Source organism: Staphylococcus sp. LKG4-2 (assembly GCF_050955665.1).
Taxonomy (GTDB): Bacteria; Bacillota; Bacilli; order Staphylococcales; family Staphylococcaceae; genus Staphylococcus; species Staphylococcus saprophyticus.
The window spans coordinates 1,971,593-1,996,613 of record NZ_CP194532.1 but is presented as its reverse complement, the minus strand read 5'-3'; the positions used below and the strand labels follow the sequence as shown (position 1 = coordinate 1,996,613).

The 25,021-nt window shown below is 34.2% G+C and carries 24 protein-coding genes and 1 riboswitch; of the genes, 13 read left to right on the top strand and 11 right to left on the bottom strand.

Going from position 1 to position 25,021, the window contains the following annotated elements:
* Nucleotides 1-47: 47 nt before the first annotated feature.
* The 6 genes from rihC to ACM6UH_RS09750 all read right to left on the bottom strand — a co-directional run bounded on the left by rihC (nt 48) and on the right by ACM6UH_RS09750 (nt 6,017).
* Nucleotides 48-956, bottom strand: a complete 909-nt coding sequence (gene rihC / locus ACM6UH_RS09775) for a ribonucleoside hydrolase RihC (protein ID WP_011303447.1) — start codon at nt 954-956, stop codon at nt 48-50.
* 483 nt (nt 957-1,439) lie between these two features.
* Nucleotides 1,440-1,730 (bottom strand): cytochrome aa3 quinol oxidase subunit IV, encoded by a 291-nt coding sequence (qoxD, locus tag ACM6UH_RS09770; RefSeq protein WP_011303445.1) that lies wholly within the window; start codon nt 1,728-1,730, stop codon nt 1,440-1,442.
* Nucleotides 1,727-2,332 carry a cytochrome aa3 quinol oxidase subunit III gene (gene qoxC, locus ACM6UH_RS09765; RefSeq protein ID WP_002483712.1) on the bottom strand — a complete coding sequence of 202 codons (606 nt, stop codon included), beginning with the start codon at nt 2,330-2,332 and terminating at the stop codon, nt 1,727-1,729. Before qoxC ends, qoxD begins: the two co-directional genes overlap by 4 nt.
* Nucleotides 2,322-4,310, bottom strand: coding sequence for a cytochrome aa3 quinol oxidase subunit I (gene qoxB / locus ACM6UH_RS09760; protein ID WP_011303444.1), 1,989 nt, complete (start codon nt 4,308-4,310; stop codon nt 2,322-2,324). Before qoxB ends, qoxC begins: the two co-directional genes overlap by 11 nt.
* Entirely contained in the window at nt 4,310-5,431 is a 1,122-nt protein-coding gene (gene qoxA / locus ACM6UH_RS09755; RefSeq protein WP_037538850.1) for a cytochrome aa3 quinol oxidase subunit II, read from the bottom strand. The genes qoxB and qoxA overlap by 1 nt, the downstream gene beginning before the upstream one ends.
* A 268-nt stretch (nt 5,432-5,699) precedes the next feature.
* Nucleotides 5,700-6,017, bottom strand: a complete 318-nt coding sequence (locus tag ACM6UH_RS09750) for a DUF5011 domain-containing protein (protein ID WP_002483709.1) — start codon at nt 6,015-6,017, stop codon at nt 5,700-5,702.
* Nucleotides 6,018-6,262: 245 nt separating this feature from the next.
* Here ACM6UH_RS09750 and ACM6UH_RS09745 point away from each other — a divergent pair, with 245 nt between their 5' ends.
* On the top strand, nt 6,263-7,408 hold the full coding sequence (locus ACM6UH_RS09745) for a globin domain-containing protein (protein ID WP_002483708.1): 1,146 nt from the start codon (nt 6,263-6,265) through the stop codon (nt 7,406-7,408).
* 151 nt (nt 7,409-7,559) lie between these two features.
* On the opposite strand, the gene folD is transcribed toward ACM6UH_RS09745, so the two are convergent.
* Complete coding sequence (gene folD / locus ACM6UH_RS09740; RefSeq protein WP_011303442.1) at nt 7,560-8,417, bottom strand: bifunctional methylenetetrahydrofolate dehydrogenase/methenyltetrahydrofolate cyclohydrolase FolD; 858 nt, start codon at nt 8,415-8,417, stop codon at nt 7,560-7,562.
* A 204-nt stretch (nt 8,418-8,621) separates the two neighbouring features.
* Here folD and purE point away from each other — a divergent pair, with 204 nt between their 5' ends.
* Genes purE through purD form a run of 11 tightly spaced genes read left to right on the top strand, consistent with a single transcriptional unit; the run spans nt 8,622 to nt 19,859 of the window.
* Complete coding sequence (gene purE / locus ACM6UH_RS09735; RefSeq protein WP_011303441.1) at nt 8,622-9,104, top strand: 5-(carboxyamino)imidazole ribonucleotide mutase; 483 nt, start codon at nt 8,622-8,624, stop codon at nt 9,102-9,104.
* Entirely contained in the window at nt 9,091-10,218 is a 1,128-nt protein-coding gene (gene purK, locus ACM6UH_RS09730; protein ID WP_011303440.1) for a 5-(carboxyamino)imidazole ribonucleotide synthase, read from the top strand. The genes purE and purK overlap by 14 nt, the downstream gene beginning before the upstream one ends.
* A 4-nt stretch (nt 10,219-10,222) precedes the next feature.
* The gene (gene purC, locus ACM6UH_RS09725) at nt 10,223-10,924 is read left to right on the top strand and encodes a phosphoribosylaminoimidazolesuccinocarboxamide synthase (protein ID WP_011303439.1); all 702 of its coding nucleotides are present in this window, start codon (nt 10,223-10,225) and stop codon (nt 10,922-10,924) included.
* A 2-nt stretch (nt 10,925-10,926) separates the two neighbouring features.
* Complete coding sequence (purS, locus tag ACM6UH_RS09720; RefSeq protein WP_011303438.1) at nt 10,927-11,187, top strand: phosphoribosylformylglycinamidine synthase subunit PurS; 261 nt, start codon at nt 10,927-10,929, stop codon at nt 11,185-11,187.
* On the top strand, nt 11,187-11,858 hold the full coding sequence (gene purQ / locus ACM6UH_RS09715; RefSeq protein WP_011303437.1) for a phosphoribosylformylglycinamidine synthase subunit PurQ: 672 nt from the start codon (nt 11,187-11,189) through the stop codon (nt 11,856-11,858). The genes purS and purQ overlap by 1 nt, the downstream gene beginning before the upstream one ends.
* Nucleotides 11,851-14,040 (top strand): phosphoribosylformylglycinamidine synthase subunit PurL, encoded by a 2,190-nt coding sequence (gene purL, locus ACM6UH_RS09710; protein ID WP_011303436.1) that lies wholly within the window; start codon nt 11,851-11,853, stop codon nt 14,038-14,040. The genes purQ and purL overlap by 8 nt, the downstream gene beginning before the upstream one ends.
* A complete protein-coding gene (gene purF, locus ACM6UH_RS09705) occupies nt 14,019-15,506 on the top strand; it encodes an amidophosphoribosyltransferase (protein ID WP_011303435.1) in 1,488 nt (495 codons plus the stop codon). Before purL ends, purF begins: the two co-directional genes overlap by 22 nt.
* Nucleotides 15,499-16,527 (top strand): phosphoribosylformylglycinamidine cyclo-ligase, encoded by a 1,029-nt coding sequence (purM, locus tag ACM6UH_RS09700; RefSeq protein WP_011303434.1) that lies wholly within the window; start codon nt 15,499-15,501, stop codon nt 16,525-16,527. The genes purF and purM overlap by 8 nt, the downstream gene beginning before the upstream one ends.
* A gap of 2 nt (nt 16,528-16,529) precedes the next feature.
* Entirely contained in the window at nt 16,530-17,096 is a 567-nt protein-coding gene (purN, locus tag ACM6UH_RS09695) for a phosphoribosylglycinamide formyltransferase (protein ID WP_011303433.1), read from the top strand.
* 15 nt (nt 17,097-17,111) lie between these two features.
* Entirely contained in the window at nt 17,112-18,590 is a 1,479-nt protein-coding gene (purH, locus tag ACM6UH_RS09690; protein WP_011303432.1) for a bifunctional phosphoribosylaminoimidazolecarboxamide formyltransferase/IMP cyclohydrolase, read from the top strand.
* 24 nt (nt 18,591-18,614) lie between these two features.
* On the top strand, nt 18,615-19,859 hold the full coding sequence (gene purD, locus ACM6UH_RS09685) for a phosphoribosylamine--glycine ligase (RefSeq protein WP_011303431.1): 1,245 nt from the start codon (nt 18,615-18,617) through the stop codon (nt 19,857-19,859).
* A 92-nt stretch (nt 19,860-19,951) separates the two neighbouring features.
* On the opposite strand, the gene ACM6UH_RS09680 is transcribed toward purD, so the two are convergent.
* From ACM6UH_RS09680 to graF, 4 genes are all read right to left on the bottom strand, one after another.
* Nucleotides 19,952-20,758, bottom strand: coding sequence for an energy-coupling factor transporter transmembrane component T family protein (locus ACM6UH_RS09680; protein ID WP_011303430.1), 807 nt, complete (start codon nt 20,756-20,758; stop codon nt 19,952-19,954).
* Nucleotides 20,751-22,163, bottom strand: a complete 1,413-nt coding sequence (locus ACM6UH_RS09675; RefSeq protein WP_041784911.1) for an ABC transporter ATP-binding protein — start codon at nt 22,161-22,163, stop codon at nt 20,751-20,753. Before ACM6UH_RS09675 ends, ACM6UH_RS09680 begins: the two co-directional genes overlap by 8 nt.
* Before the next feature lie 12 nt (nt 22,164-22,175).
* Nucleotides 22,176-22,751, bottom strand: coding sequence for an ECF transporter S component (locus ACM6UH_RS09670; RefSeq protein WP_011303428.1), 576 nt, complete (start codon nt 22,749-22,751; stop codon nt 22,176-22,178).
* A gap of 86 nt (nt 22,752-22,837) precedes the next feature.
* Nucleotides 22,838-22,939: riboswitch (TPP riboswitch) on the bottom strand.
* Nucleotides 22,940-23,187: 248 nt separating this feature from the next.
* On the bottom strand, nt 23,188-23,322 hold the full coding sequence (gene graF, locus ACM6UH_RS09665) for a glycopeptide resistance-associated protein GraF (RefSeq protein ID WP_002483692.1): 135 nt from the start codon (nt 23,320-23,322) through the stop codon (nt 23,188-23,190).
* A gap of 300 nt (nt 23,323-23,622) precedes the next feature.
* Between graF and auxA the strand changes: the two genes are divergently transcribed.
* Nucleotides 23,623-24,924: a lipoteichoic acid stability factor AuxA gene (gene auxA / locus ACM6UH_RS09660; protein ID WP_011303427.1), complete on the top strand. Its 1,302-nt coding sequence runs from the start codon at nt 23,623-23,625 to the stop codon at nt 24,922-24,924.
* Nucleotides 24,925-25,021: the final 97 nt, after the last annotated feature.

The window sequence follows — 25,021 nt, the reverse complement described above, 5'->3', positions numbered from 1 at the left end:
ATTTTAAAACACACGCCATGGAAATGGGCGTGTGTTTTTTACTAAGATTATATACAGTATTTTAAAGCTTCAATAAATAGTTTTTTGAAATCGTTTGTTTCGATAGACATAACAACTGAGCAGTTAGGGAAGTGCGTGTTAAAATCTGTGACAGTTGCACCTTTTGTAAGTGTTCCAGTGGTCTCAATTTGTACATCTGCCTCTTTCACATCAAATTTTTCAGGATGTAATAAATAAAGTATCGTATATGCATCATAGACATTGATTCCTTTTTCAAAATCGTCGCCTTTATAATGTTTGAAAAGTTGATGCAACATGTCACCGGTTTTGTTTAAACTTTGTAATTCATTCACCGTTGCGTGACTAAGTGTAGAACTTCTAGCTACATCTAAGCCAACCATTGTAATTGGTAATCCAGAGTTAAATACAATGTGTGCTGCTTCTGGATCACAATAAATATTAAATTCTGCTAATGGTGTGACATTGCCTCGAGCTGCCGAACCACCCATTAATACAATTTCTTTAATATAATCTTTTACTTCTGGATAGGTTGAGAGTAATAGGGCAATATTTGTTAAAGGTCCTATTGGTATTAAAGTAATAGGGTCTTCACTTGATTGAAGTTCTTTGCGCATGGCTTCTACAGCATGAGTGGATGATAAATCATTGTAATTAATCTTAGGAAAATCATATCCTTCCATCCCAGATTCACCATGTACTGCACTAGCATCTACGATTTCTGATAATAATGGTTGAGAGGAACCTCTATGTACAGGAACGGTACTCGAGAAAAAACGTTTAAGTTTCAAAGCGTTCGCAGTTGTTTTTTCAATACCTACATTTCCATTAACTGTAGTAATCATTCGCAAATCAAAATTAGGATGATTTAATGCAATGCTAATCGCAGCAGCATCATCAATTCCAGGATCTGAATCTATGATAATAGGTTGTTTCATAATTGAATTTCCTCCTAAAAATAAATAATCATTTAAATATAGTGTACATTGTTTTACCTAGAAAATGTTGTATAGCAATTGAAAAATTAAGCGACTATTGATAGAAATATGAGGAAATAATGTTGTAAAGACATTCCATAGAGCCTAAGTTTAGTTTATTAGTATTTATTTTGAATAATCTAGGTTAGTTTTTAATATTCGTGAAGTATTTTTTTTAGAAATCGGCGTCATCTAATGAAAATACTATTTGAAAATAGGGGGGATATGAAGAAGGAAAAGTGACGGTCAGTTGCATGTTTGATTTACCATAGTTAATATAAACGATTAATTTAGTGCTTTCTTTTCATACGAAAAATTTATAACAACAAAACATACATATTTTGAAATTAACGAAATCAATATATAAAGAGACCCCCCTACACAAATAAATGCGTAGGGGGGTCTCTTTGTTCTAAGGCTTCTCAGAAGAGAAGTCTATATTGATTATAAGTGGCTTGAGTGTCCACCTTGCATTACCCAATAAGTACCGATAACAGTAATTAAAGTAATGATAATCGCAAATAAAACTTTAAAGGTTTGTAAATTACCATCTTTACTTTCAGTTAAGTGCATGAACATTAATAATTGAACTGCAGCTTGTATAAAAGCAAAACCAAAGATGATGGTAATCTTAGCATTAAGTGCCATAGATGTGTATAAAGTTACAAATACAGCTAAGATCGTTAAAACGATTGAGGCGATAAAACCTACAGTATGTTTTACTATTGTATTCATCCGCTAAACACCATCCCTATCATATATACGGCAGTGAAGATGAAAATCCATACAACATCTAAAAAGTGCCAGTATAAACTAACTATAAATAATTTAGGAGCATTGTCTTTATTTAATCCGCGCATTGCTACTTGAATTAATAGGCAAATAATCCAAACAATACCTAATGACACGTGGGCACCATGTGTTCCTAATAGAATAAAGAAACTAGACCAATAAGAACCGATAGTTAGATTAACACCTTCATGTACGTAGTGCGCAAACTCATAAATCTCGAAGCCTACGAATACCATACCAAGTAATACAGTGATAATCATCCAAATCAGCATTAATTTTTCTTTTTCTTTTCTCATATAGTAAATTGCAATACCACATGTATAAGAACTAATTAATAATGCAAATGTCATAATTAAAACTAATGGTAATTCAAACAATTCAGTCGTCATTTTTCCAGCATAATCGCCACCGTGTTGAAGTGTTAATAATGTTGCGAATAACGTACCGAATAATGAGAATTCTGCTGTAAGGAATACCCAAAAGCCAAGTTTATTTAAATTACCTTCATGCGAACGTTGATCAATTGTGTTTGCATCATGACTCATGACTTACAGCCTCCCTTTCTTTTATACGTGCATCACGTAAACGTTTTTCAGTTTCAGCAACTTCAGACGCTGGTATATGATAACCATGGTCGATTTGGAAACTGCGGTAAACCATAGTTGCGAAGATACCAATTAAACAAATAATAGCTGGAACGAGTGTTTCAAAGATAAGGAAGAATCCACCAATAGTGAAGAGAATTCCCATCCAGAATCCAACAGGAGTATTATTTGGCATATGGATATCTGTATAGTTATGGTTGTCTAAATAATGACGACCATGTTCTTTCATATCTACAAATGTGTCATAGTCATTCCAGTCTGGTGTGATAGCAAAGTTGTATTTAGGTGGCATTGCTCCAGCAGTTGCCCATTCTAAAGTACGTCCTAAACCATCCCAGTTGTCGCCAGTTGCTTCACGTGGTGCTTTGAAGAAGCTGTATACGATACTTGCAACTAAGAACATAAATCCTAATGCCATTAATAGGGCACCGACAGTTGAGATTGCGTTTAGTAACCACCAACCATCTTCTGGCATATAAGTGTATAAACGACGTGGCATACCATCTAATCCAAGGATGAATTGTGGTATGAAACAAACGTTAAATCCGATCATGAATAACCAGAAACACCATTTGTTTAATGTTTCGTTTAACTTGAAGCCAGTCATCTTAGGCCACCAGAATATTAAAGCTCCAAGACAGGCAAATACTACACCAGCTACTAGCGTATAGTGGAAATGCGCTACTAAGAAGTAAGTATTATGATATTGATAATCTGCTGCCGCCATTGAAAGCATAACACCTGTTACCCCACCGATTAAGAAGTTCGGTATGAACCCTAATGCGAATAGCATTGGAGATTCGAAGGTAACACGCCCTTTATAAAGCGTGAACAACCAGTTAAAGATTTTAACACCAGTTGGTATACCAATTAACATGGTTGAAATTGAGAAGAATGAGTTAATTAATGCACCATTACCCATTGTGAAGAAATGGTGAACCCAAACTAAGAAACTTAAGAATGCGATACCTGCAGTCGCCCAGACCATGCTTTGATGTCCGAATAGGCGTTTACGTGCAAATGTCGGAATAATTTCAGAGTAGATACCGAATGCTGGCAAGATAACGATATACACTTCAGGGTGCCCCCATACCCAGAAGAAGTTAGCCCAAAGCATTGGCATACCACCATTTGCAACTGAGAAGAATGCTGTGTCGAAAATTCTATCAGTTGTAAATAGCGCTAATGTAACTGTTAATACTGGGAAAGCCAAGATAACGATTAATGCTGTAATGAAAGTCGTAACCGTAAACATTGGCATTTCCATAAATTTCATTGTTGGTGTTTTACATCTAAGTATAGTAACAAAGAAGTTAATACCAGTCATCAGTGTACCAATACCGGAAATTTGTATCGCTATTAAGTAATAGTTGACACCAGGTCCTGGACTGAATTCTCCTGCGAGTGGTGCGTAGTTTGTCCAACCAGCTGCAGGTGAGCCTCCGACTATAAATGAAAGGTTGAATAAAATCATACCTGAGAAGAATAACCAGAAACTTACGTTATTTAATACAGGGAATGCAACGTCACGCGCACCAATTTGTAGTGGTACGACAACATTCCATAAACCAAAGATGAAAGGCATAGCCATAAAGATAATCATTATTACGCCGTGCGTACTAAAGACTTCATTATAATGGTTTCCTTCTAAAAATGTATTGTCTGGAATGGCTAATTGCGTACGCATCATTAGCGCGTCAATACCACCACGTACGAACATTAATACCGCACAGATTAAGTACATTGCACCAATTTTTTTATGGTCAATAGATGTGAACCATTCTCTGTATAGATATTTCCATAATTTGAAATAGCTAATTACTGCGATTACGGCAATAACTGCGAAAGGAGCACCAATTTGTCCCATTGTTATCATCCAGTTACCTTGAACGAGTAATTGATCCCATGGAAAATTCATTAATGTCCACCTCCATTTTCATGGTCTTTTTTCTCAATTTTAGATGCTTTTTCATCTTTAGCACCTTCAGAGATTTTTTCCATTTCATCCATATTATGTGATTCTTCATCTTTGAATTCACTATCATATGGTTCATTATTGCCTAAAATCATGGCTTTCATTCCATGACGTTCGTAGTTAGCATTTGTGATTTGCGGCTTACGTGCAGGTTGATCTGGTTTATCTAACACATCTGCTGTACGTTCTTCTTCAGTGTTAAAGTTTGGATCTTTTTGAACGAAATTATAACGATCATAAGCATAGAAAATATACTCAGGGTCTGCTGCAGGATCAACAAATGCTAAATGCGTACCACTGAAAGTTAAATTTTTGTTTTCAGTAGTTGGTAAAAGTTGCTTATCAAATGTATCTTGATCCAATACTTTTTGTTTTTTGGCATCTTTTACCCAATCCTCGAATTTGCTTTGGCTTACTGAATTCACATCAAATGTCTGACGACTGAAGCCTTCACCATTGAAGTTTGAGTTACGTCCACGGAACGTACCTTCTTCACTAGCTGTTAAAGTCCAGTCCATAGTCATACCTGTCATCGCATATTTTTGACCACCTAATTGTGGAATCCAGAAACTTGTCATCATATCCATTGATTGGAGTTTGAAGACAACTGGGCGATCTTTCGGAATAGTTAAATGGTTAACTGTTTCGATTTTCTCTTCAGGATAACTAAAGAACCACTTATAACCAGCACTTGTAGCATAAACAACAAGTGGATCGTCTTCTTTCTGTGGTTTTTCCTCGTAATTATAAAGTGAATTAACTGTTGGAATAGCTAATGCAATTACAATAATTACTGGAATAATAAACCAAATTGTTTCTAATAAAGAATTGTGGTGCATCTTACCTGATTCATCAGTGTTTCCAATTCTATATTTATATAGAAAAACTGTGAATAGAATAAGAACAGCGGCAATAATAACAAGCATGAAGATAATTGAATACATAATCAAAAACTTCGAATCACTTGCCATCGGCCCTTTTGGGTTTAAAACTTCTACGTTAGAACAGCCACTAAGTAAAATTAGCGAGCCAAAGAGTAGAAGCAAAGACTTAAATTTTGACACTTTTTTGACCTCCTAATACTACAAATGTAGGGCTTAACATCAATTTTAAGATATTACGCAATATTTACAAGTGTTTGTGCGAAAAAAATATTGTAAAATTAAAAGAAACCCAACAAACTCAACGTCTGGTGGGCTTTCAAAGATTTGTTAAAATTATGTGTACATTTTGTGAAAAGTGTCATATTTAAGGCGAAAGGGTGATTTTATCAAAAAAGTAGTGATAAAGGTTATCATTTAGCTTGGTTTTTGCTATGTATGAAATTTTAATTTATTTAACTTCTATATAACGTATCGATTTACTTGATGCGCCGTTTGAATCTTCCACTTTATACTCAATTTTGTATTTTCCAGCTTGGTTGATATTAACATTACCATCAACTTTAATTTTATGTGTTAAATCGCCGTCTTCTTTATCGTATGCATGTACACCATTTAAAAGATTATATTCTTCACCTTTATCTATGATTGTATCATTCGTACCTTTAAGCTCTGGAATTGAATTGTCAGTGGCTTCTGCACTTAGGTTTGGGGATACAAGAGTTGCAGAAACGCCAATTGCTGATAACGATTGTATAAGTTTATTCATTTATTGACCTCCAAGAAGAGACTTTAATTGATTTATCTATACTATACTGTAATGCGCTGTGTATTACATCATACTATAGTCCTAATATACCTTATTTATTTAAATATAATTGTAATTTTTAGTTAAAATTAAGTAAAATGAACTTTTTGTGAATTTTATCACAAATTTGTTTTGAAATACAATAATTTGTAATAAAATAAAGTAGAAATGATAAATCTATATTTGAAGAAATGGAAGTGCTTATTATGTTGAATGAAAAAGAAAAAGCGATTATTAAAGAAACGGTTCCGGTATTGCAAGAAAGAGGGGTAGAAATCACATCGTTTTTCTATAATAGAATGTTTACACAGCACCCTGAATTAAAAAATATGTTTAATCAAACAAACCAAAAGAAAGGATTGCAATCAACGGCGTTAGCACAGAGTGTATTAGCTGCAGCGATGAATATTGATGATTTGACACGTATTTTACCAGTTGTGAAAGAAATTGCATTTAAACATTGTGCATTACAGGTGCCGCCAGCTGGTTATGATATTGTAGGTGAAAATTTATTAGCTGCCATCCAAAATGTTTTAAAATTATCGGATGATGATGCAATCTTAGACACTTGGGCTAAAGCATACGGAGAAATTGCTAAAGTATTTATTGAAGTTGAAAAAGATATTTATAAAACAATGGCATGGGATGGTTTCCAAGCATTTGTAATTAAAAATATAGAAACTGTAGCTACAGACATCAAAGCATTTACAGTTAAATCTGATGAAATAGACATGAGTAAATTTAAACCAGGTCAATATGTCACGGTCGATGTGAAGAGTGCGTCACTACCATACCGTGCTAAACGCCATTATTCAATTGTAGAAGGTGATAGTGAAACACTGACTTTTGCAGTTAAACATGATGTAACAACAACACATGAAGGGGAAGTGTCTACGATACTTCATAGTGAATACAAAGAAGGCGATACGATTCAATTATCAGCACCAGTAGGTCCGTTTTCCGTGGTCAACAGTGAGTCACCACAACTATTTATTGGATCCGGTATCGGGGTTACACCTTTAATTCCAATGTTTAATCAAGTGGCTAAGTCAGAAGCGCCAATTCAATTTATTCAAAATATTATTAATGATACAGATATACCATTCTCAAATAAACTAGAGGCAATAGCTGAAAGTAAAGAGAATAACGATTATATTATTTATGATAAGCATAAAATGGGTTATATGGATGCATCGTATTTGAATCAATTTATAACAAAAGATACTGAAATTTATGTTTGTGGTGGTGTTAATTTCCTTCAATCTATCATCACTACCTTAAAAGAAATGGAAGTTGATGAAACGAAAATTCATTTCGAATCGTTTATCCCTAAATTAAGTGTTGGTGTATAAAGTGTTATATGATTGAATGAAATAATATAAATTAACAAAAAACAAGACACGTTAAGTCGTATTGAACTTAACGTGTCTTGTTTTGTTAATGAAGCAGTAAAGCATTTTATTTATATAAATATCAAAAAAATTGATTCTTTATCTCGCGAGTTTATTCAATCCCTCTACGCATTTTTTCAGCTATAAGTGTGTTATTTAATACCATTGTAATTGTCATTGGGCCAACGCCACCAGGTACGGGTGTAATTGCACCTGCCACTTCTTTAACTTCATCGTATTCGATATCACCTTTTAATTTACCATTTTCATCAGGTGTATTCCCTACATCGATTACAACCGCGCCTTCTTTAACGTCTTCTTTTGTTACTAATCCAGGACGACCCACAGCACTAACAATGATGTCAGCATTTTTTAAATAACGCTTCATATCTTTAGTTCTTGAATGAAGAATCGTTACGGAAGCATTTTTTTGAAGTAATAATTTAGAAACTGGTTGACCTACAATGTGACTACGTCCGATAACAACAGCGTCTTTTCCTTCTAAATCAATATCGGCATGATTTAAAAGTTCCATGATACCTAATGGTGTACAAGGTACAAATGTTTGTTGATCAATATAAAGCTTACCAATATTTTCAGGATGGAAGCCATCGACATCTTTTGCTGGGTTAATAGATTCTAATACTTTTTGTTCACTTACTTGATCAGGAAGTGGTACTTGGACTAATATACCGCTCACACTATCATCTTCATTTAAGCGTTTTAATTCGTTTAAAACGTCTGCTTCAGAAGTAGATTCGTCGAGATGAACAATTTCTGAAATCATTCCAATCTTTTCCGCAGCTTTCTTTTTAGAGTTGACATAACTTTGACTTGCACCATCATTACCGACTAGAATGACAGATAATTTTGGTGTATACCCCTCAGCTTGTAAAGCTTCAACTTGATCTTTAAGTCCTTGTCTGTAATCTTTAGCGATTTGTTTACCGTCTAAAATTTTTGCGACCATGAAAAAATCCTCCTTGAATGTTTGAACTTTACTTAACATTAACACAAATGATGGGATAATTAACAACCAAAAGACGTAGATTAAACAAAAAAAAAGTATTAAAGTTCGATTTTTGATTGAAAAAGCATCATTTACTTGTTATGCTATATCTGTAATATACATCTAATAGTAGTATCATTTCAAATTTCTGAAAGGGTGTTCATTTTGAAAGTAGTAGTCATTATGGGAAGTTCTTCTGATTGGGAAACAATGAAAGAAAGTTGTTCGATGTTAGACCAATTTGAAATTCCGTATGATAAAAAAGTAGTTTCAGCACATCGTACGCCTCAATTAATGTTTGAATTTTCAAGAGAAGCGAGAGATGCAGGATATGATGTCATTATCGCTGGTGCAGGCGGTGCTGCGCATTTACCAGGTATGGTTGCGTCAATGACGACTTTACCAGTAATTGGCGTTCCTATTGAGTCTAAAAGTTTAAAAGGAATGGATTCGCTATTGTCAATTGTACAAATGCCAGGTGGTATTCCAGTAGCAACGACAGCAATAGGTAAAGCTGGCGCTAAAAATGCGGGTATCTTGGCTGCAAGAATACTTAGTATTGGTAATCAAACAGTGCAAAAGAATTTGGAAAATTATGAAAAATCTTTAGTTGAGAAAGTGAGTGATATGCAAGATGAACTTGAGTAAATTAAAATTCGGCTCAACCATAGGTATCATAGGAGGCGGTCAACTGGGCAAAATGATGGCGCAGTCTGCCCAACAAATGGGATACAAAGTGATTGTGTTAGATCCCAATTCATCATGTCCTTGCCAGTATGTTGCCAACGAGTTCATCAACGCTGCGTATGACGACCAAATAGCACTAGATCGACTTGGAGCATTATCAGATGTAATAACGTACGAATTTGAAAATATCTCGGCTAATCAATTACAAGCATTAGCTTCAAAATATAATATTCCTCAAGGCTATCAAGCGATTCAATTACTTCAAGATCGCCTGACGGAGAAACAAACTTTACAAGATTCTGGCAGTAATATAGCGCCGTTCCTCCAATTAACTGACTATGACGATTTAGTTAAAGCGGTTGATTCAATTGGATATCCTTTTATTGTTAAAACACGTTTCGGTGGATATGACGGTAAAGGTCAAGTGCTTGTTAAAGACGCCACTCATTTAGATGAAGCGCGTCAACTGATTCAAGCACAAGAATGTGTAGCAGAACAGTACCTAAACTTAAGTAAAGAAGTTTCTTTGACAGTAACCATCGGTACAAACAATCAGATCACATATTTCCCTCTACAAGAAAATGAACATCAAAATCAAATACTATTTAAAACAATCGTGCCTGCGCGAGTACAAGATAATAAAGAGCAAGAAGCGCGTAATGAAGTAAATAAAATAATTAAAGCCATACATTTTATAGGTACATTTACAGTTGAATTTTTTATAGATCAACAGAATCAACTATATGTAAATGAAATTGCGCCTAGACCGCATAATTCCGGACATTATTCAATTGAAGCTTGCGAATATTCTCAATTTGATACACATATTAAGGCAATAACAGGACAACAATTACCACAACAAGTAACACTATTGAAACCGGCGATTATGATGAACTTATTAGGCAGAGATTTAGATTTATTAGAAGATCAATTCGCAGAACACCCTGAATGGCATGTCCATATCTATGGCAAAAACGAACGTAAATTTAATCGTAAGATGGGACATTTAACGGTGTTAACTAATGATATAAATGAAACTGAACAAAAGTTGCTTAAACAATTTGAAGGGAGATAAATATATGTCTTTGTTATATGAAGGAAAGGCTAAAAGAATTTTTTCAACAGGAACGTCTGATGTACTAAGAGTTGAATATAAAGATGAAGTGACAGCTGGTAATGGTGCTAAAAAAGACTTCATTGAAGGGAAAGGACGCTTAAATAACCAAATTACCTCTCGTATATTTAATTATTTGAAAGCTAAAGGCTTGAATAGTCATTTTATTGAGCAAATATCTGAAACGGAACAATTAGTTAATTCGGTTGAAATCATTCCTTTAGAAGTTGTAGTTAGAAATATTGCAGCAGGCTCAATTACAAAAAGACTAGGTTTTGAAAAAGGACATACATTTGAAACACCATTAGTTGAATTTTTCTACAAGAATGATGATTTGAACGACCCCCTTATCACTGAAGACCATATTAAACTACTTCAAATTGCTAATGATGGTGAAATTGAAAAATTAAAAGAAGCAGCAACAGAAATTAATGAAGTATTAGTGAACTTAATGGACAAAATGAATTTAAGATTAGTCGATTTTAAAATTGAATTCGGACGCACAAATGAAGGTGAAATTTTATTGGCTGATGAAATTTCTCCAGATACATGTCGAATTTGGGATAAACAAAGTGATACAAATTTTGATAAAGATGTTTATCGAGAAGATACAGGATCAATTATCGAGACATATCAGACTTTTTTAAATAAATTGGAGGCACTCTAACAATGAAAACAATTGAATTGCATATTACATTACAACCACAAGTATTAGATACACAAGGACAAGCATTAAATCGAGCTGTACATGATTTAGGATATAAGCAAGTCAATGATATCAGAGTTGGTAAAGTACTCTATATGACTGTTGATGAAGCAACTGACGAAGCAGTTCATAATGTTGTAACTACGTTAAGTGAAAAACTTTTTGCTAATACTGTTATTGAAGAATATAGCTATAAAGTATTGGAAGAAGGAGAGAAGGCATAATGAAATTTGCAGTGCTGAAATTTCCAGGATCAAATTGCGACAGAGACATGTATAATGCTGCATTGAAATCAGATGTAGAAGCAGAATATGTAGATTATAGAAATACATCGTTGGACGGTTTTGATGGTGTACTGATACCAGGTGGTTTTTCTTTTGGTGATTATTTACGTTCTGGGGCAATGGCAAGTGTTGCACCAATTACAGAAGCAGTAAAACAATTTGCGAAAGAAGGTAAACCGGTACTTGGTGTGTGTAATGGGTTTCAAATTCTAACTGAAATTGGTTTACTTCCAGGTGCTTTACTACATAATGATTCTCATTTATTCGTGAGTCGAAATGAATCATTACGTGTGGTAAATCATAATACGGCATTCACAAATTTATATAATGAGGATGAAACTGTAGTTTATCCTGTTGCGCATGGTGAAGGACATTATTATTGTACTCAAGATATGTATGATCGTTTAGAGGCAAATAATCAAATTATATTAAAATATGTCAATAATCCGAATGGTTCTTTTAATGATATCGCAGGTATTATCAATGAACAGGGCAATGTGTGTGGTATGATGCCTCATCCGGAACGTGCTATTGAACCAATTCTTGGTACAGATAGCGGCGTAAAATTATTTCAAGCAATGGTAAATAGTTGGAGGGAACAAAATGTCTAAATTTATTGAACCAAGTTCTGAAGATATTAAAATTGAACAACTGTACAAGGATATGGGATTAAGTGATGAAGAATACGCAAAGGTTTGTGATATTTTAGGTCGTGAACCTAACTTTACGGAGATTGGTATTTTCTCAGTTATGTGGAGTGAACACTGTTCTTATAAACATTCCAAACCCTTTTTAACACAATTTCCAACTTCAGGTGAACATGTTTTAATGGGCCCAGGAGAAGGCGCAGGCGTTGTTGATATTGGTGATAACCAAGCGGTTGTGTTCAAGGTTGAGTCACACAATCACCCTTCTGCAGTTGAACCATACCAAGGCGCAGCTACTGGTGTGGGAGGCATTATTAGAGATATTGTTTCTATTGGTGCACGTCCAATTAATTTATTGAATAGTCTAAGGTTTGGTGAATTGACAGAAAAACAAAACCGTCGACTTTTACGTGGCGTTGTTGCAGGTATAGGTGGCTATGGTAACTGTATAGGAATTCCTACAACTGCTGGAGAAATAGAGTTTGATGATCGATATGATGGCAACCCACTCGTCAATGCGATGTGTGTAGGCATTATTGATCACGACATGGTTCAAAAAGGGACGGCTAAAGGCGTTGGAAACTCTGTTATTTATGTTGGTTTAAAAACTGGCCGCGATGGTATTCATGGTGCGACTTTTGCTTCTGAAGAATTAAGTGAAGATAGTGAAAGCAAACGACCATCTGTTCAAATTGGTGATCCATTTGTAGGTAAAAAATTAATGGAAGCCACGCTAGAAGCCATCACATTTGATGAACTCGTTGGTATCCAAGACATGGGGGCTGCAGGACTAACATCATCATCCTCAGAAATGGCAGCTAAAGGTGGTAGTGGCTTACATTTACGTTTAGAACAAGTCCCTACAAGAGAACAAGGTATTTCACCGTATGAAATGATGTTATCTGAAACTCAAGAACGTATGTTGCTTGTTGTAGAAAAGGGAACAGAACAAAAATTCTTAGACCTCTTTGATAAACATGAGTTAGACAGTGCAGTAATTGGAGAAGTAACTGACACGGATCGTTTCGTATTAACTTATGAAGATGAAGTATTTGCCGATATTCCAGTTCAACCTTTATCTGATGAAGCGCCAGTTTATGTACTTGAAGGTACGTCGCCAGAATACAATGAAACTAAAAATGACTATAGCAGTGTAGATGTTGAATCCGTATTTGATCAATTATTACAACACCCAACTATAGCTTCGAAGCGTTATTTATACGAACAATATGATCAACAAGTAGGTGCTAATACGATAGTTAAGCCAGGATTACAAGCCTCTGTTGTGCGCGTTGAAGGAACTGATAAAGCTATTGCGTCAACGATTGATGGAGAAGCCCGCTATGTATTTAACAATCCATATGAAGGTGGAAAGATAGTTGTTGCCGAAGCGTATAGAAATTTAATTTCTGTAGGTGCAACGCCTTTAGCTATGACGGATTGTTTAAATTATGGCTCACCTGAGAAGAAAGAAATATATCAACAATTAGCAGATTCAACAAAAGGTATGGCAGAAGCATGTGAGGTTTTAAGCACACCTGTCGTTTCGGGTAATGTGTCTTTATATAACGAAACGAGAGAAACATCTATATTCCCAACACCTGTAGTAGGTATGGTTGGTCTCATCGATGACATAAGTTATCTTAATCATTTTAATCCTTCTGTAGGAGATACATTATATGTTGTTGGTGATACAAATGATGATTTCGGTGGTAGTCAAATAGAGAAATTGTTGTATGGTCAAGTGAATCATGAATTTGAATCCATTGATTTATCGCAAGAAGTTCGTAAAGGTGAATCGATAAAACAAGCAATTCGAGAAGGGGTAGCTTCACATGTGCAAACAGTAGGTAAAGGTGGCTTATTGCTTACTTTAGCTCGTATCAGTGCACATTACCAACTTGGTTTACAGGCGAAACTAAGTGTTACGAATGCGCAACTGTTTAGTGAAACACAAGGACGTTATATTGTAATCGTAAAAAATGGTCAATCATTAAACTGCGATTATGCTGTTGAGATTGGTAAAGTGACTAATGATCAACAATTTAAAGTGACAAATGAACAGAGCGAAATTGTGCGTGATGTAAAACATTTAAATGATTTATGGGAAGGAGCTATACCTCAATGTATGACAGCAACGGATTAAATGAAGAATGTGGCGTGTTTGGCATATGGAATCATCCGGAATCTGCTCAATTAACCTATATGGGACTACACAGTTTGCAACATCGTGGTCAAGAAGGTGCTGGAATCGTTTGTTCAAATGGTGAAGTGCTTAAAGGTGAACGTGGTTTAGGTTTATTGACAGATGCGATATCAGATACACAAATGGAATCATTTAAAACATATCAACATGCAATTGGGCATGTGAGATACGCAACATCCGGGAATAAAGGTATAGAGAATATTCAACCGTTTTTATATCATTTTTATGATATGAGTGTTGCAGTTTGTCATAATGGTAATCTTATCAATGCGCAAAGTCTAAAAAAATCTTTAGAACATCAAGGCTCTATTTTTCACTCTTCTTCAGATACTGAAGTTATCATGCACTTGATACGCAGAAGTAAAGCACCTACATTTGAAGATGCTTTTCAAGAAAGTTTAAGAAAAATAAAAGGCGGATTTACTTTTGCGGTACTAACTAAAGACGCTTTATATGGTGCAGTTGACCCTAATGCGATTCGACCATTAGCTGTTGGTAAAATGAAAAATGGTTCATATATTATTGCCAGTGAAACATGTGCAATCGATGTCCTAGGTGCTGAATTTGTAAGAGATATTCATGCTGGAGAATATGTAGTCATCAATGATGATGGGATCAGAGTCGAATCTTATACGCGTCATACAACGACGGCTATTTCAGCTATGGAGTATATTTACTTTGCTAGACCTGATTCAACCATTGCCGGTAAAAATGTTCATGCTGTTAGAAAACAGTCTGGTAAGCAATTAGCGAAAGAAAGTCCAGCATCAAATGCGGACATGGTTATTGGTGTACCTAATTCTTCACTTTCAGCAGCATCTGGTTATGCCGAAGAGAGTAGACTGCCGTATGAAATGGGTCTTGTTAAAAATCAATATGTTGCAAGAACATTTATTCAACCGACACAAGAATTACGTGAACAAGGCGTCCGCGTAAAATTATCTGCTGTAAAAGATATTGTCTATGATAAAAATATTGTCTTAGTAGATGATTCGATTGTCAGAGGTACTACGAGTAAACGTATAGTACAAATGTTGAAAGACGCAGGCGCTAAGGAAGTTCATGTACGCATTGCTTCTCCTGAGTTTATGTTTCCAAGTTTTTATGGCATAGATGTTTCAACAACGGCAGAGCTTATTTCATCAAATAAATCGCCCGAGGAGATTAGTGATTATATTGGAGCAGATTCACTGGCTTATTTAACAGTCGAAGGTCTAATTGATTCTATTGGACTTGATTGCGATGCGCCTTATAGTGGACTTTGTGTTGAAAGTTTCACAGGTGATTATCCTGCAGGTTTATATGATTATGAGCAAGATTATGTAGCGCATTTAAGTGAACGTCAAAAAGCGTACTTAGCAAATCATCAACAATACTTTGATAGAGAGGGTAATTTAAATGTCTAAAGCATATCAACAAGCAGGCGTCGATATTAATGCAGGGTATGAAGCGGTAGAACGAATGACAAGTCATGTCCAAAGAACAATGCGCAAAGAAGTACTTGGTGGATTGGGTGGCTTTGGTGCTACATTTGATTTGTCACAGTTAAATATGAAAGCACCTTTACTTGTATCAGGTACAGATGGTGTAGGTACAAAATTAAAATTAGCCATCGATAACGATAAACATGACACGATTGGTATAGATGCTGTCGCAATGTGTGTCAATGATATTTTAACTACAGGTGCAGAACCACTTTACTTTTTAGATTATATTGCAACTAATAAAGTCGTTCCTGAAGTCATTGAGCAAATTGTCAAAGGGGTAAGTGATGGCTGTGAAGAGACCAATACAGCTTTAATCGGTGGAGAAACAGCTGAAATGGGAGAAATGTATCACGAGGGTGAATATGATTTAGCAGGCTTCGCAGTAGGTGCAGTAGAAAAGGATGACTATATTGATGGCTCATCTGTTGAACCTGGACAAGCAATTATAGGTCTTGAATCTAGTGGCATACATTCCAATGGTTATAGTTTAGTTAGAAAATTAATACAACAATCAGGTATTAAATTAAGTGAACCATTCAATCAAGAACAGACATTTTTAGATGCTTTTTTGAAACCCACACGTTTATATGTAAAACCCGTGTTAGCTGTTAAATCATCTATTAAGATATATGCCATGACCCATATTACAGGGGGCGGTTTTTATGAAAATATACCTAGAGCCTTACCTGAGGGGATAACAGCCAAGATTGATGTCACGCAATTTCCTACGCCAGCTATATTTGATTGGTTACAAGAACAAGGAAACATCTCAACTGATGAAATGTATAACATTTTTAACATGGGTATTGGCTTTACTTTAGTCGTTGATAATAACCAAGTTGAATCAACATTAGAAATACTTAATGGTCAAAATATCAAGGCATATAAAATTGGTGAAACTGTTAAAGGCAACGAACCAATCCAATTAACGGGGGTATAAAATTGACCAAAATAGCTATATTTGCTTCTGGTTCTGGAAGTAATTTTGAAAGTATTATGTCTAAAATCAAACAAGGGGAACTACCAAATATTGAAGTAACCTCACTTTATACAGATCAAGTAAATGCATATTGTATTGAACGCGCGCGCAAATATCATTTAGATGTTCATATTAATGAATTGAAAAATTTTGATTCTAAAGCGGATTATGAACGTAAAATTATAGAATGGTTAACGTCTGAAAAAGTAGAGTGGATTGTTCTAGCTGGCTATATGAAATTAATAGGTGAAAATATTTTAAGAGCTTATGATAAACGCATTTTAAATATTCACCCTTCATTATTACCAAAATATAAAGGGAAAGATGCTATAGGACAAGCGCTAGCAAGTGGCGATACAATAACTGGTTCAACAGTACATTATGTTGACAGTGGTATGGATACGGGAGAAATTATTGAACAACGTCAATGTGATATTTATCCGGACGATAATAAATCTGATCTTGAAGAAAGAATTAAAGCAATAGAGCATGAATTATATCCAGAAGTCATATCAAAAATCATTCAATAAGAGGTGCTAATTTAAATGAAGAAAGCAATATTAAGTGTGTCTAATAAAGCAGGTATTGTAACCTTTGGTCAATCATTAATAGAGCAAAATTATGAATTATATTCAACGGGCGGAACAATGCGTGAATTAGCCAATGGCGGGTTACCTGTGAAGTCGATTTCAGAGTTGACAGAGTTTGAAGAAATTATGGATGGCAGAGTTAAAACATTACATCCATCTGTACACGGCGGTATTTTAGCTGATAGAGATAAACCTGAACATTTAGAACAACTGCAAGCACAAGGTATTGATTTAATAGATATGGTAGTTGTCAATTTATATCCATTTAAAGAAACGGTTGCAAACCCTAATGTGACAGAAGAAGATGCAATTGAAAACATTGATATCGGTGGACCAACGATGCTGCGTGCTGCAGCAAAGAACTTCAAACATGTTATCACCGTTGTACATCCTGCTGATTATAATGAAGTGATTGATAAATTGAAAAATGGCACATTAGATGAAGCTTATCGCAAATCACTTATGATTAAAGTATTTGAACATACAAATGAATATGACGCAGCGATTGTAGACTATTTTAAAGATAATAAGGAAAGTTTACGTTATGGTGAAAATCCACAACAATCAGCTTATTTTGTTAGAACATCTGATGCCAAACATACTTTAGCAGGTGCCAAACAATTACATGGCAAGCAATTAAGCTATAACAATATCAAAGATGCGGATGCAGCGTTATCATTGGTGAAACAATTTGAACAACCTGCTGCTGTTGCTGTTAAGCATATGAATCCATGTGGCGTGGGCGTTGCTGAAACAATTGATGAGGCATATAAACATGCTTTCGATGCAGATAATCAGTCTATTTTTGGTGGTATTGTTGCTTTGAATAGAACTGTAGAAAAATCATTGGCAGAAGTATTGCATGGTATCTTTTTAGAAGTTGTTATTGCACCAAAATTTACACAAGAAGCTCTAGAAGTGTTAGGTAAAAAGAAAAATATTAGGCTTTTAGAGATTGATATGACAATTGATAATAGTGAACAAGAACTTGTCTCTGTATCAGGAGGTTATCTTGTACAAGATAAAGATAATGTCAAATTAAATAGAGAAGACATGACAGTCGTTACAGAAGTTGAGCCAACAGAAGCGCAATGGGATGCTATGCTTCTTGGATGGAAAGTTGTTGCATCAGTTAAAAGTAATGCTGTTATCTTAAGTAATGCAAAACAAACAGTGGGTATTGGTGCAGGTCAAATGAATAGAGTAGGTTCTGCTCAAATTGCAATTGAAAGAGCGATTGAAATAAACGATGACGTTGCTATGGTTTCAGATGGTTTCTTCCCTATGGATGACACGGTAGAATTAGCTGCAAATTCTGGTATTAAAGCAATTATTCAACCAGGTGGTTCTATCAAAGATCAAGAATCTATTGATATGGCAAATAAACATGGTATTGCAATGGTTACAACAGGCGTAAGACATTTTAAACATTAATTAATATTGGAGGAAATGTAGCTTATGAAAGTACTCGTAATTGGTGCAGGTGGTAGAGAGCATGTATTAGCATTTAAATTAAAACAGTCTCCACTTATTAATGAAATTCATGTGATACCAGGCAATGGCGCTATGAAAAATATAGCGACAGTACATACAGATATAGATGAAGCGAATCATGAAAAAATTGTAGATTTTGCTAAGACACAGAATGTTTCATGGGTAATTATTGGACCTGAACAGCCATTAACCGAAGGATTAACCGATAAATTGCAAACAGAAAATATAAAAGTATTTGGTCCAAATGAAGCTGCAGCACAAATTGAAGGTTCAAAATTATTTGCAAAACAACTCATGGAAAAGTATGACATTCCAACTGCAGCTTACAAAGAAACAAATAACAAAACAGATGCATTAGCCTATATTGACACATGTGAATTTCCAATTGTACTGAAAAAAGATGGATTAGCCGCAGGTAAAGGTGTTATTATTGCTAATAATATCGATGAAGCACGTGAAGGAATAGACATTTTATATTCTGAAGAAAATGGCACAGTTGTATTTGAACAATTTCTTGAAGGCGAGGAATTTTCACTTATGACATTTGTTAATCAAGATTATGCTGTGCCATTTGATTGTATTGCGCAAGATCATAAACGTGCGTTTGACAATGATGAAGGTCCTAATACTGGTGGTATGGGAGCATACTGTCCGGTACCTCATATTGATAAGGGTATGATAGAACGTACAAATAAAGAAATTGCTCAGCCAATTGCACAAGCAATGGCGAAAGAGGGCTATTCATTTTTTGGTGTGCTATATATAGGCGCAATTATAACAAAAGATGGTCCTAAGGTGATTGAGTTTAATGCAAGGTTTGGAGATCCAGAAGCGCAAGTGTTGTTGACTCGAATGGAAAGTGATTTGATGCAACACATTTTAGATTTAGAGGCGAAGCAACCGATTCAATTTAAGTGGAAAAAAGATGCGGTTGTAGGGGTTATGCTTGCGTCTAAAGGCTATCCAGGTACTTATAATAAAGGTGAGGTCGTTTCAGGGTTTACATTAGATGGAAGATACTTTGTAAGTGGTTTAAATAAAGTTGATCAACATTACGTAACTTCAGGAGGTCGTGTTATTCTCGCTTTAGGCGAAGGTAGCGACATTAGTGAAGCTAAAGCTAATGCTTATGAAGCGGTTGACCAAATTCAAAGTAATGCATTATTTTATCGTTCTGACATCAGTGACAAAGCGATAAAACAAAAATAGCAAAAAAGCGATGGAACAAACTGGTTTAGGTTTTGTTCCATCGCTTTTATTTTTTTGGATAAAAATGATTTCGAAAAGTTAGTTGAACTTTTTTAATAAATACTTGTTATACGGACATCGTCGATTCCAGTTATTGGGAAATATAGTGATAAGTAATAGGCACTTATTAATATGAGTCCCATAACTATAATTAACAGAATATCTTTATACGAGAAAGGTGCAGGATAATAATATGTTCGAGGTCCATCTTTGAAGCCTTTTTTTTCCATTGCTACTGAAAGCTGATGTGCCTTCCTGATGTTTTGACTTAATAACGGAATGATGAGGTGCTTGACTCTTTTTATACCTCGATAATTTTGGGCACTTATTAATTGATAACGTATTTTTAATGATTTTCTTAATTGTAAAAAAGACATAAACATTAATGGCACCATGCGTATTGCCGCCATAAAGGCATATGCTACTTTGGGTTTTACTTTTAAATGTTGCATTAAACTATAAAATACAAGAACGATTTGTGAAGTAAAAGCAATTAAGATTCCAAAAAATGAAACCGTTGTTGTACGCATCGCTAAATGTAAGCCACGATACAAACTTTCAGTTGTTATTTGTATAAACCCAAATTTGAATAGTAAGTGCGTCCCATCACCATAAAAAATCATGAATAATGCGGACACTAAACTGAAAAGTATCGTAAAAGTGATAAATACTAAGGTAATTTTAAATTGCAAGCCATTGAATATTAATAATAGAGCAAGCATTAAGCACGTAATATAAAACATATAATCGAATTGATGAACAAATATGACAAAGAAGAATAATATAACAGCAATCCCTAATTTAGTAATGATATTTACATCATCGATAAAGGAATGGTGTTTTTTCCACATATCAAACATACGTATCACCTGTCTTTTCTATTAAATGGTGATGTTCGAGATGTAGTCTTCGAGTTGGGTAACGTGCAATAATTTCTGGGTCATGTGTAACCATGATAATGGTTTGTCCTTGTTTAATTCTCTGTTGAAACAGCTTAATTAGGTTAAATGTATTGTGACTATCAAGTCCAAATGTAGGTTCGTCAAGTAAAATTAAATCAGAAGAAGCACTTAAAGCAATGGCAACACTTAAGCGTCGTTTTTGTCCCATAGATAATTCATAAGGGTGTTGTATTTGTACTGATGTTAAGTTAAGCGTTTTTAATAATGATTCAGTTTGCTGTTTAGCTTCATCCGTTGAATTAAATTTGTTTTTGTTTTGTATATGAATTTCGTCGTATACAGAATTTGTTATAAATTGTAATTCGGGATTTTGATACACAAGATACATAGATTTTGCTGCAGATTTAATTTTAGTGTAAATATGATGATTGATGTACATCTGACCTTCATATTTAATTAATTGCATCATTGATTCGAGCAGTGAAGTTTTACCTGAACCATTGGACCCGGTAATGGATATCCATTCTCCCGCATTGACATTTAACTTAGGAATGTTAATGAGTTGCTGCTTTCCACGTTTAATAACTGCATCTTGAATTTGGAAATTAAAATGAGATGAATCAGAATCTGAAAAATTTAGTGCTTTTGGTGCAGAATGCCAAGCTTTTGGATGCCAAACACCATATTCAGTTAATAGCGCTTCATAATAATTTAAAATTTGAGAAGGTGGGGCATCTGCAATGATGGCACCATCATAATTCATTAAAACGACACGATCGACATGTTGCCATATATGTTCGACTTTGTGTTCTACTATAAGTACAGTTTGGTCTCGCCACAATGATTGAATTTTTTGCCATAAATCAGCAGTTGACTCTACATCTAACATCGCGGTAGGTTCATCTAAAAATAGTGTCGTTGCTTGTTGTAAAATTGTCTCAGCAATCGCAAGTTTTTGTTTCATACCGCCACTTAATTCATTAATATATTGATTTTTGTCCACGTTTAATCCAACTGTCATTAGTGCTTCCTCAATACGATGATCCATTTCTTCCCGAGGAACTTGTTGATTTTCTAGTACAAATGCAAGTTCTTCATAAACTTTAGGCATACAAAATTGAGTATCTGGATCTTGGAATATGACACCACTTGAAGGATCGACTTCTAATGCATCATATTTTAACGGCAAATCTATCAAGTTTGGCACAATGCCACTAAGTACGTTTAATAAAGTACTTTTACCTGAACCAGAAGGACCTAATAATAATACCTTTTCTTTATCTTTTATTTGAATAGACAAATTGTCGAATATTTTTTTTTGACCATTTGGATATTTCAAGCGTAAATTTTTAGTAGCTATCAACATTATTACTCCTTATAGATTGTCATAATCACTCTGGGTTGCTGGTCTGAATAATTTTGTTACACCAGTTTGGTCAAGTGCTTTAACAATATAATAAGATAAGAGACCGGCAACGATAATACCGCTAATTAATCTAAATATGATGTATAAAGCAAGATTCCAACCCGCGACTTCTCCTAGATAACCATAGGCAAAATCTAAAGGTAGTGTTGCAACTGAAGCTAAAAATCCTGCTAGCATCGCAACCATTGCTGAACGTGATTTATATCGAAAAATAGCAAATATAATTTCGCAAGCTAAACCTTGTAATAATGCATAGACCATCGTTGCAATATCAAAACGACCCATTACAATTGTTTCACCAGCACCTGCAGCAAATTCTGCAAGCACAGCAATACCGGCTTTTGGAATTATGAGATAAGCTACGACTGCTGCCATAAACCAGGCACCATAAGTGAGTTCTTCAAAATGAAGTCCAGTTACCTGTACAGCTTTATAGACAAAATTCCAAATATTATAAATAATAGCGAAAACAACTGCGATAAGCACAGTTACAAGTATTTCGGATAGTTTTAAACCTTTTGACATCATTGTTCCTCCTAATATAAAAAACGCACAACCTTCTAGAAAGTTGCGCGTTTTTATATAGGCATACGGATACCAAAGTTACTCAGTGATATCGCAATACACTTTCCTACGCTAGTTTAATCTAGATCAGGTTCAAAGGGTTTGAGGGTATACCTCATCTCAGTCACAAAACACCCCTAGTGCGAATGATTTATTTAAATTTAATTATAATGTATGACTTTTCGTCGTTTATGTCAAGGTTATGCTAGAAATTGTTGGTTAATAGAGTGATTATTTTAAGGACAAACGTTGTTATTTAAGTTTATTACATGTAATCATGTTATAAAACCCTTAAAAATAGGAATGGACACAAACCTCATTTCGATAAGATTTGATGTCGCACTCCCATATCGGATTTACATTTATATTGAATTACTATTAATACCAAGTATCTATACTAGTCTAAAGTATCTTGAATATTTTGTTTAGTTTCTTCAGTGTTATCTTTTGCAGATTCTTTTTCTTCTTTTAATTTATCCTCTGCTTTTTTAGCTTTTTCAGCTGCTTCTTTATTTAATTCTTCTTTACTCATAATTAAAGCACTCCTTCATAGTTATGATTATCTATATTTAGTATATACCACAATTGAATAAAATATAAACACTTCAATATAATTACAATAGTTTGATATGAGATTAATGTTAATTAATGGATAATGTAAATAATGCATCGATAATGTACTTAATAAGTTAAATTTATAAAATTGTTTAAACATGAATTGTAAGTGGGAATTTGACTATAAGTCATTTTATATCATACTATGGACTTATTTATTAGATAATTAAAGACAAGAACTAAATGTTCATATATAATAACTTTTGAGGTGAATGGTATGTCTTTTTTGAAGAAACACGCTGAGATATTATATAGTTATGTTATAGGCATCGTTTCGCTTTTCACAGGTCTTATCATTTTAATTAATTTACCATTAATTAATAAATTAAATGGTAAAGGTAAAATTGATTTGCACATTCATAATGTATGGGATTTTATAAATGCATTTTTTAGTGAAATAATTAGAGTAATGAGTAATTACATAGGTAATTTCCCGATAATTAGTGCCATCATTATTGCTTTATTTGGTATTGGTGTCATTATGATTGGCTTTACTTTATATAGAACGACAAGATATGACTATGATATTTCAGTATTCTTTTTAGTTATTGGTATTCTTTTTTTCATCATAACACTGATATTGATGACTCAAGTTTATAGCTTTTTTGCTATTATTTTCGTAATACCATTTGCAATTCATATTGGTTATATCGTTTATAAGGACGAGTTAAATACAGAACATAGAAAATATCATTATTTATGGATTATTTTCAGTTATGGGATAAGTTACTTAATAACGCAAATTGTTTTATACGGAAGAATTGAAAGCGATGAAATCATTCCTATTGATATTTTGAGTGTTAACACATTCTTTATTATCATGTGGTTACTTGGACAAATGTCTATTTGGAACTTCTTATTTTTAAGAAGATCACTTCCTTTAACAAAACAAGAACTTGGGGAAGAAGAACCAGAATTATCAAGAACTAACAAAGGATCAGTAACAAATCAAACGAAAGAAACATGGAAGACACTACAAGATAAAACAACAGAATTTACACGTAAAACGCGCAGAAGTGTTGATATTCAAAAAGCTAGAGATAAAAAAGATAAATTTATTGCTAAATGGAAAGAAATTATCGATATTCAAGAGGATGATATTCCAAATTGGATGAAAAAACCTAAATGGATTAAACCTGCATATGTAGAGTTGTTCTGTGGAGCCATCTTATTATTCTTTACTTTAATTGAATTTAACAATAGGAATTCACTTTTTGTTTCAGGTAATTGGGAAATTTCCCAAACACAATATGTGATAGAATGGATTACGCTATTCTTTTTAATGATTATTATCATTATTTATATATTGACAACATTAACGAATTTCTTAAAAGATAGGTTCTATTATCTGCAAATGTTTATGGTCAGTTTATTATTCTTCAAATTACTGACTGAGTTTATGAACATTATGGTTCACGGATTATTATTATCCATCTTTATCACACCAATTTTAATCATTATGCTATTGGCTATATTTGTAGCATTTGTTATGAAGTTACGTGAACCAACTAAATATTAATTACTTTAATAGAAACAAGGAAGAAGTCTGGGACATGGCATTGTCTCAGGCTTTTTTTATTTGAAAGTAAAGGTAAAACACAACTTCTAAATAGAAT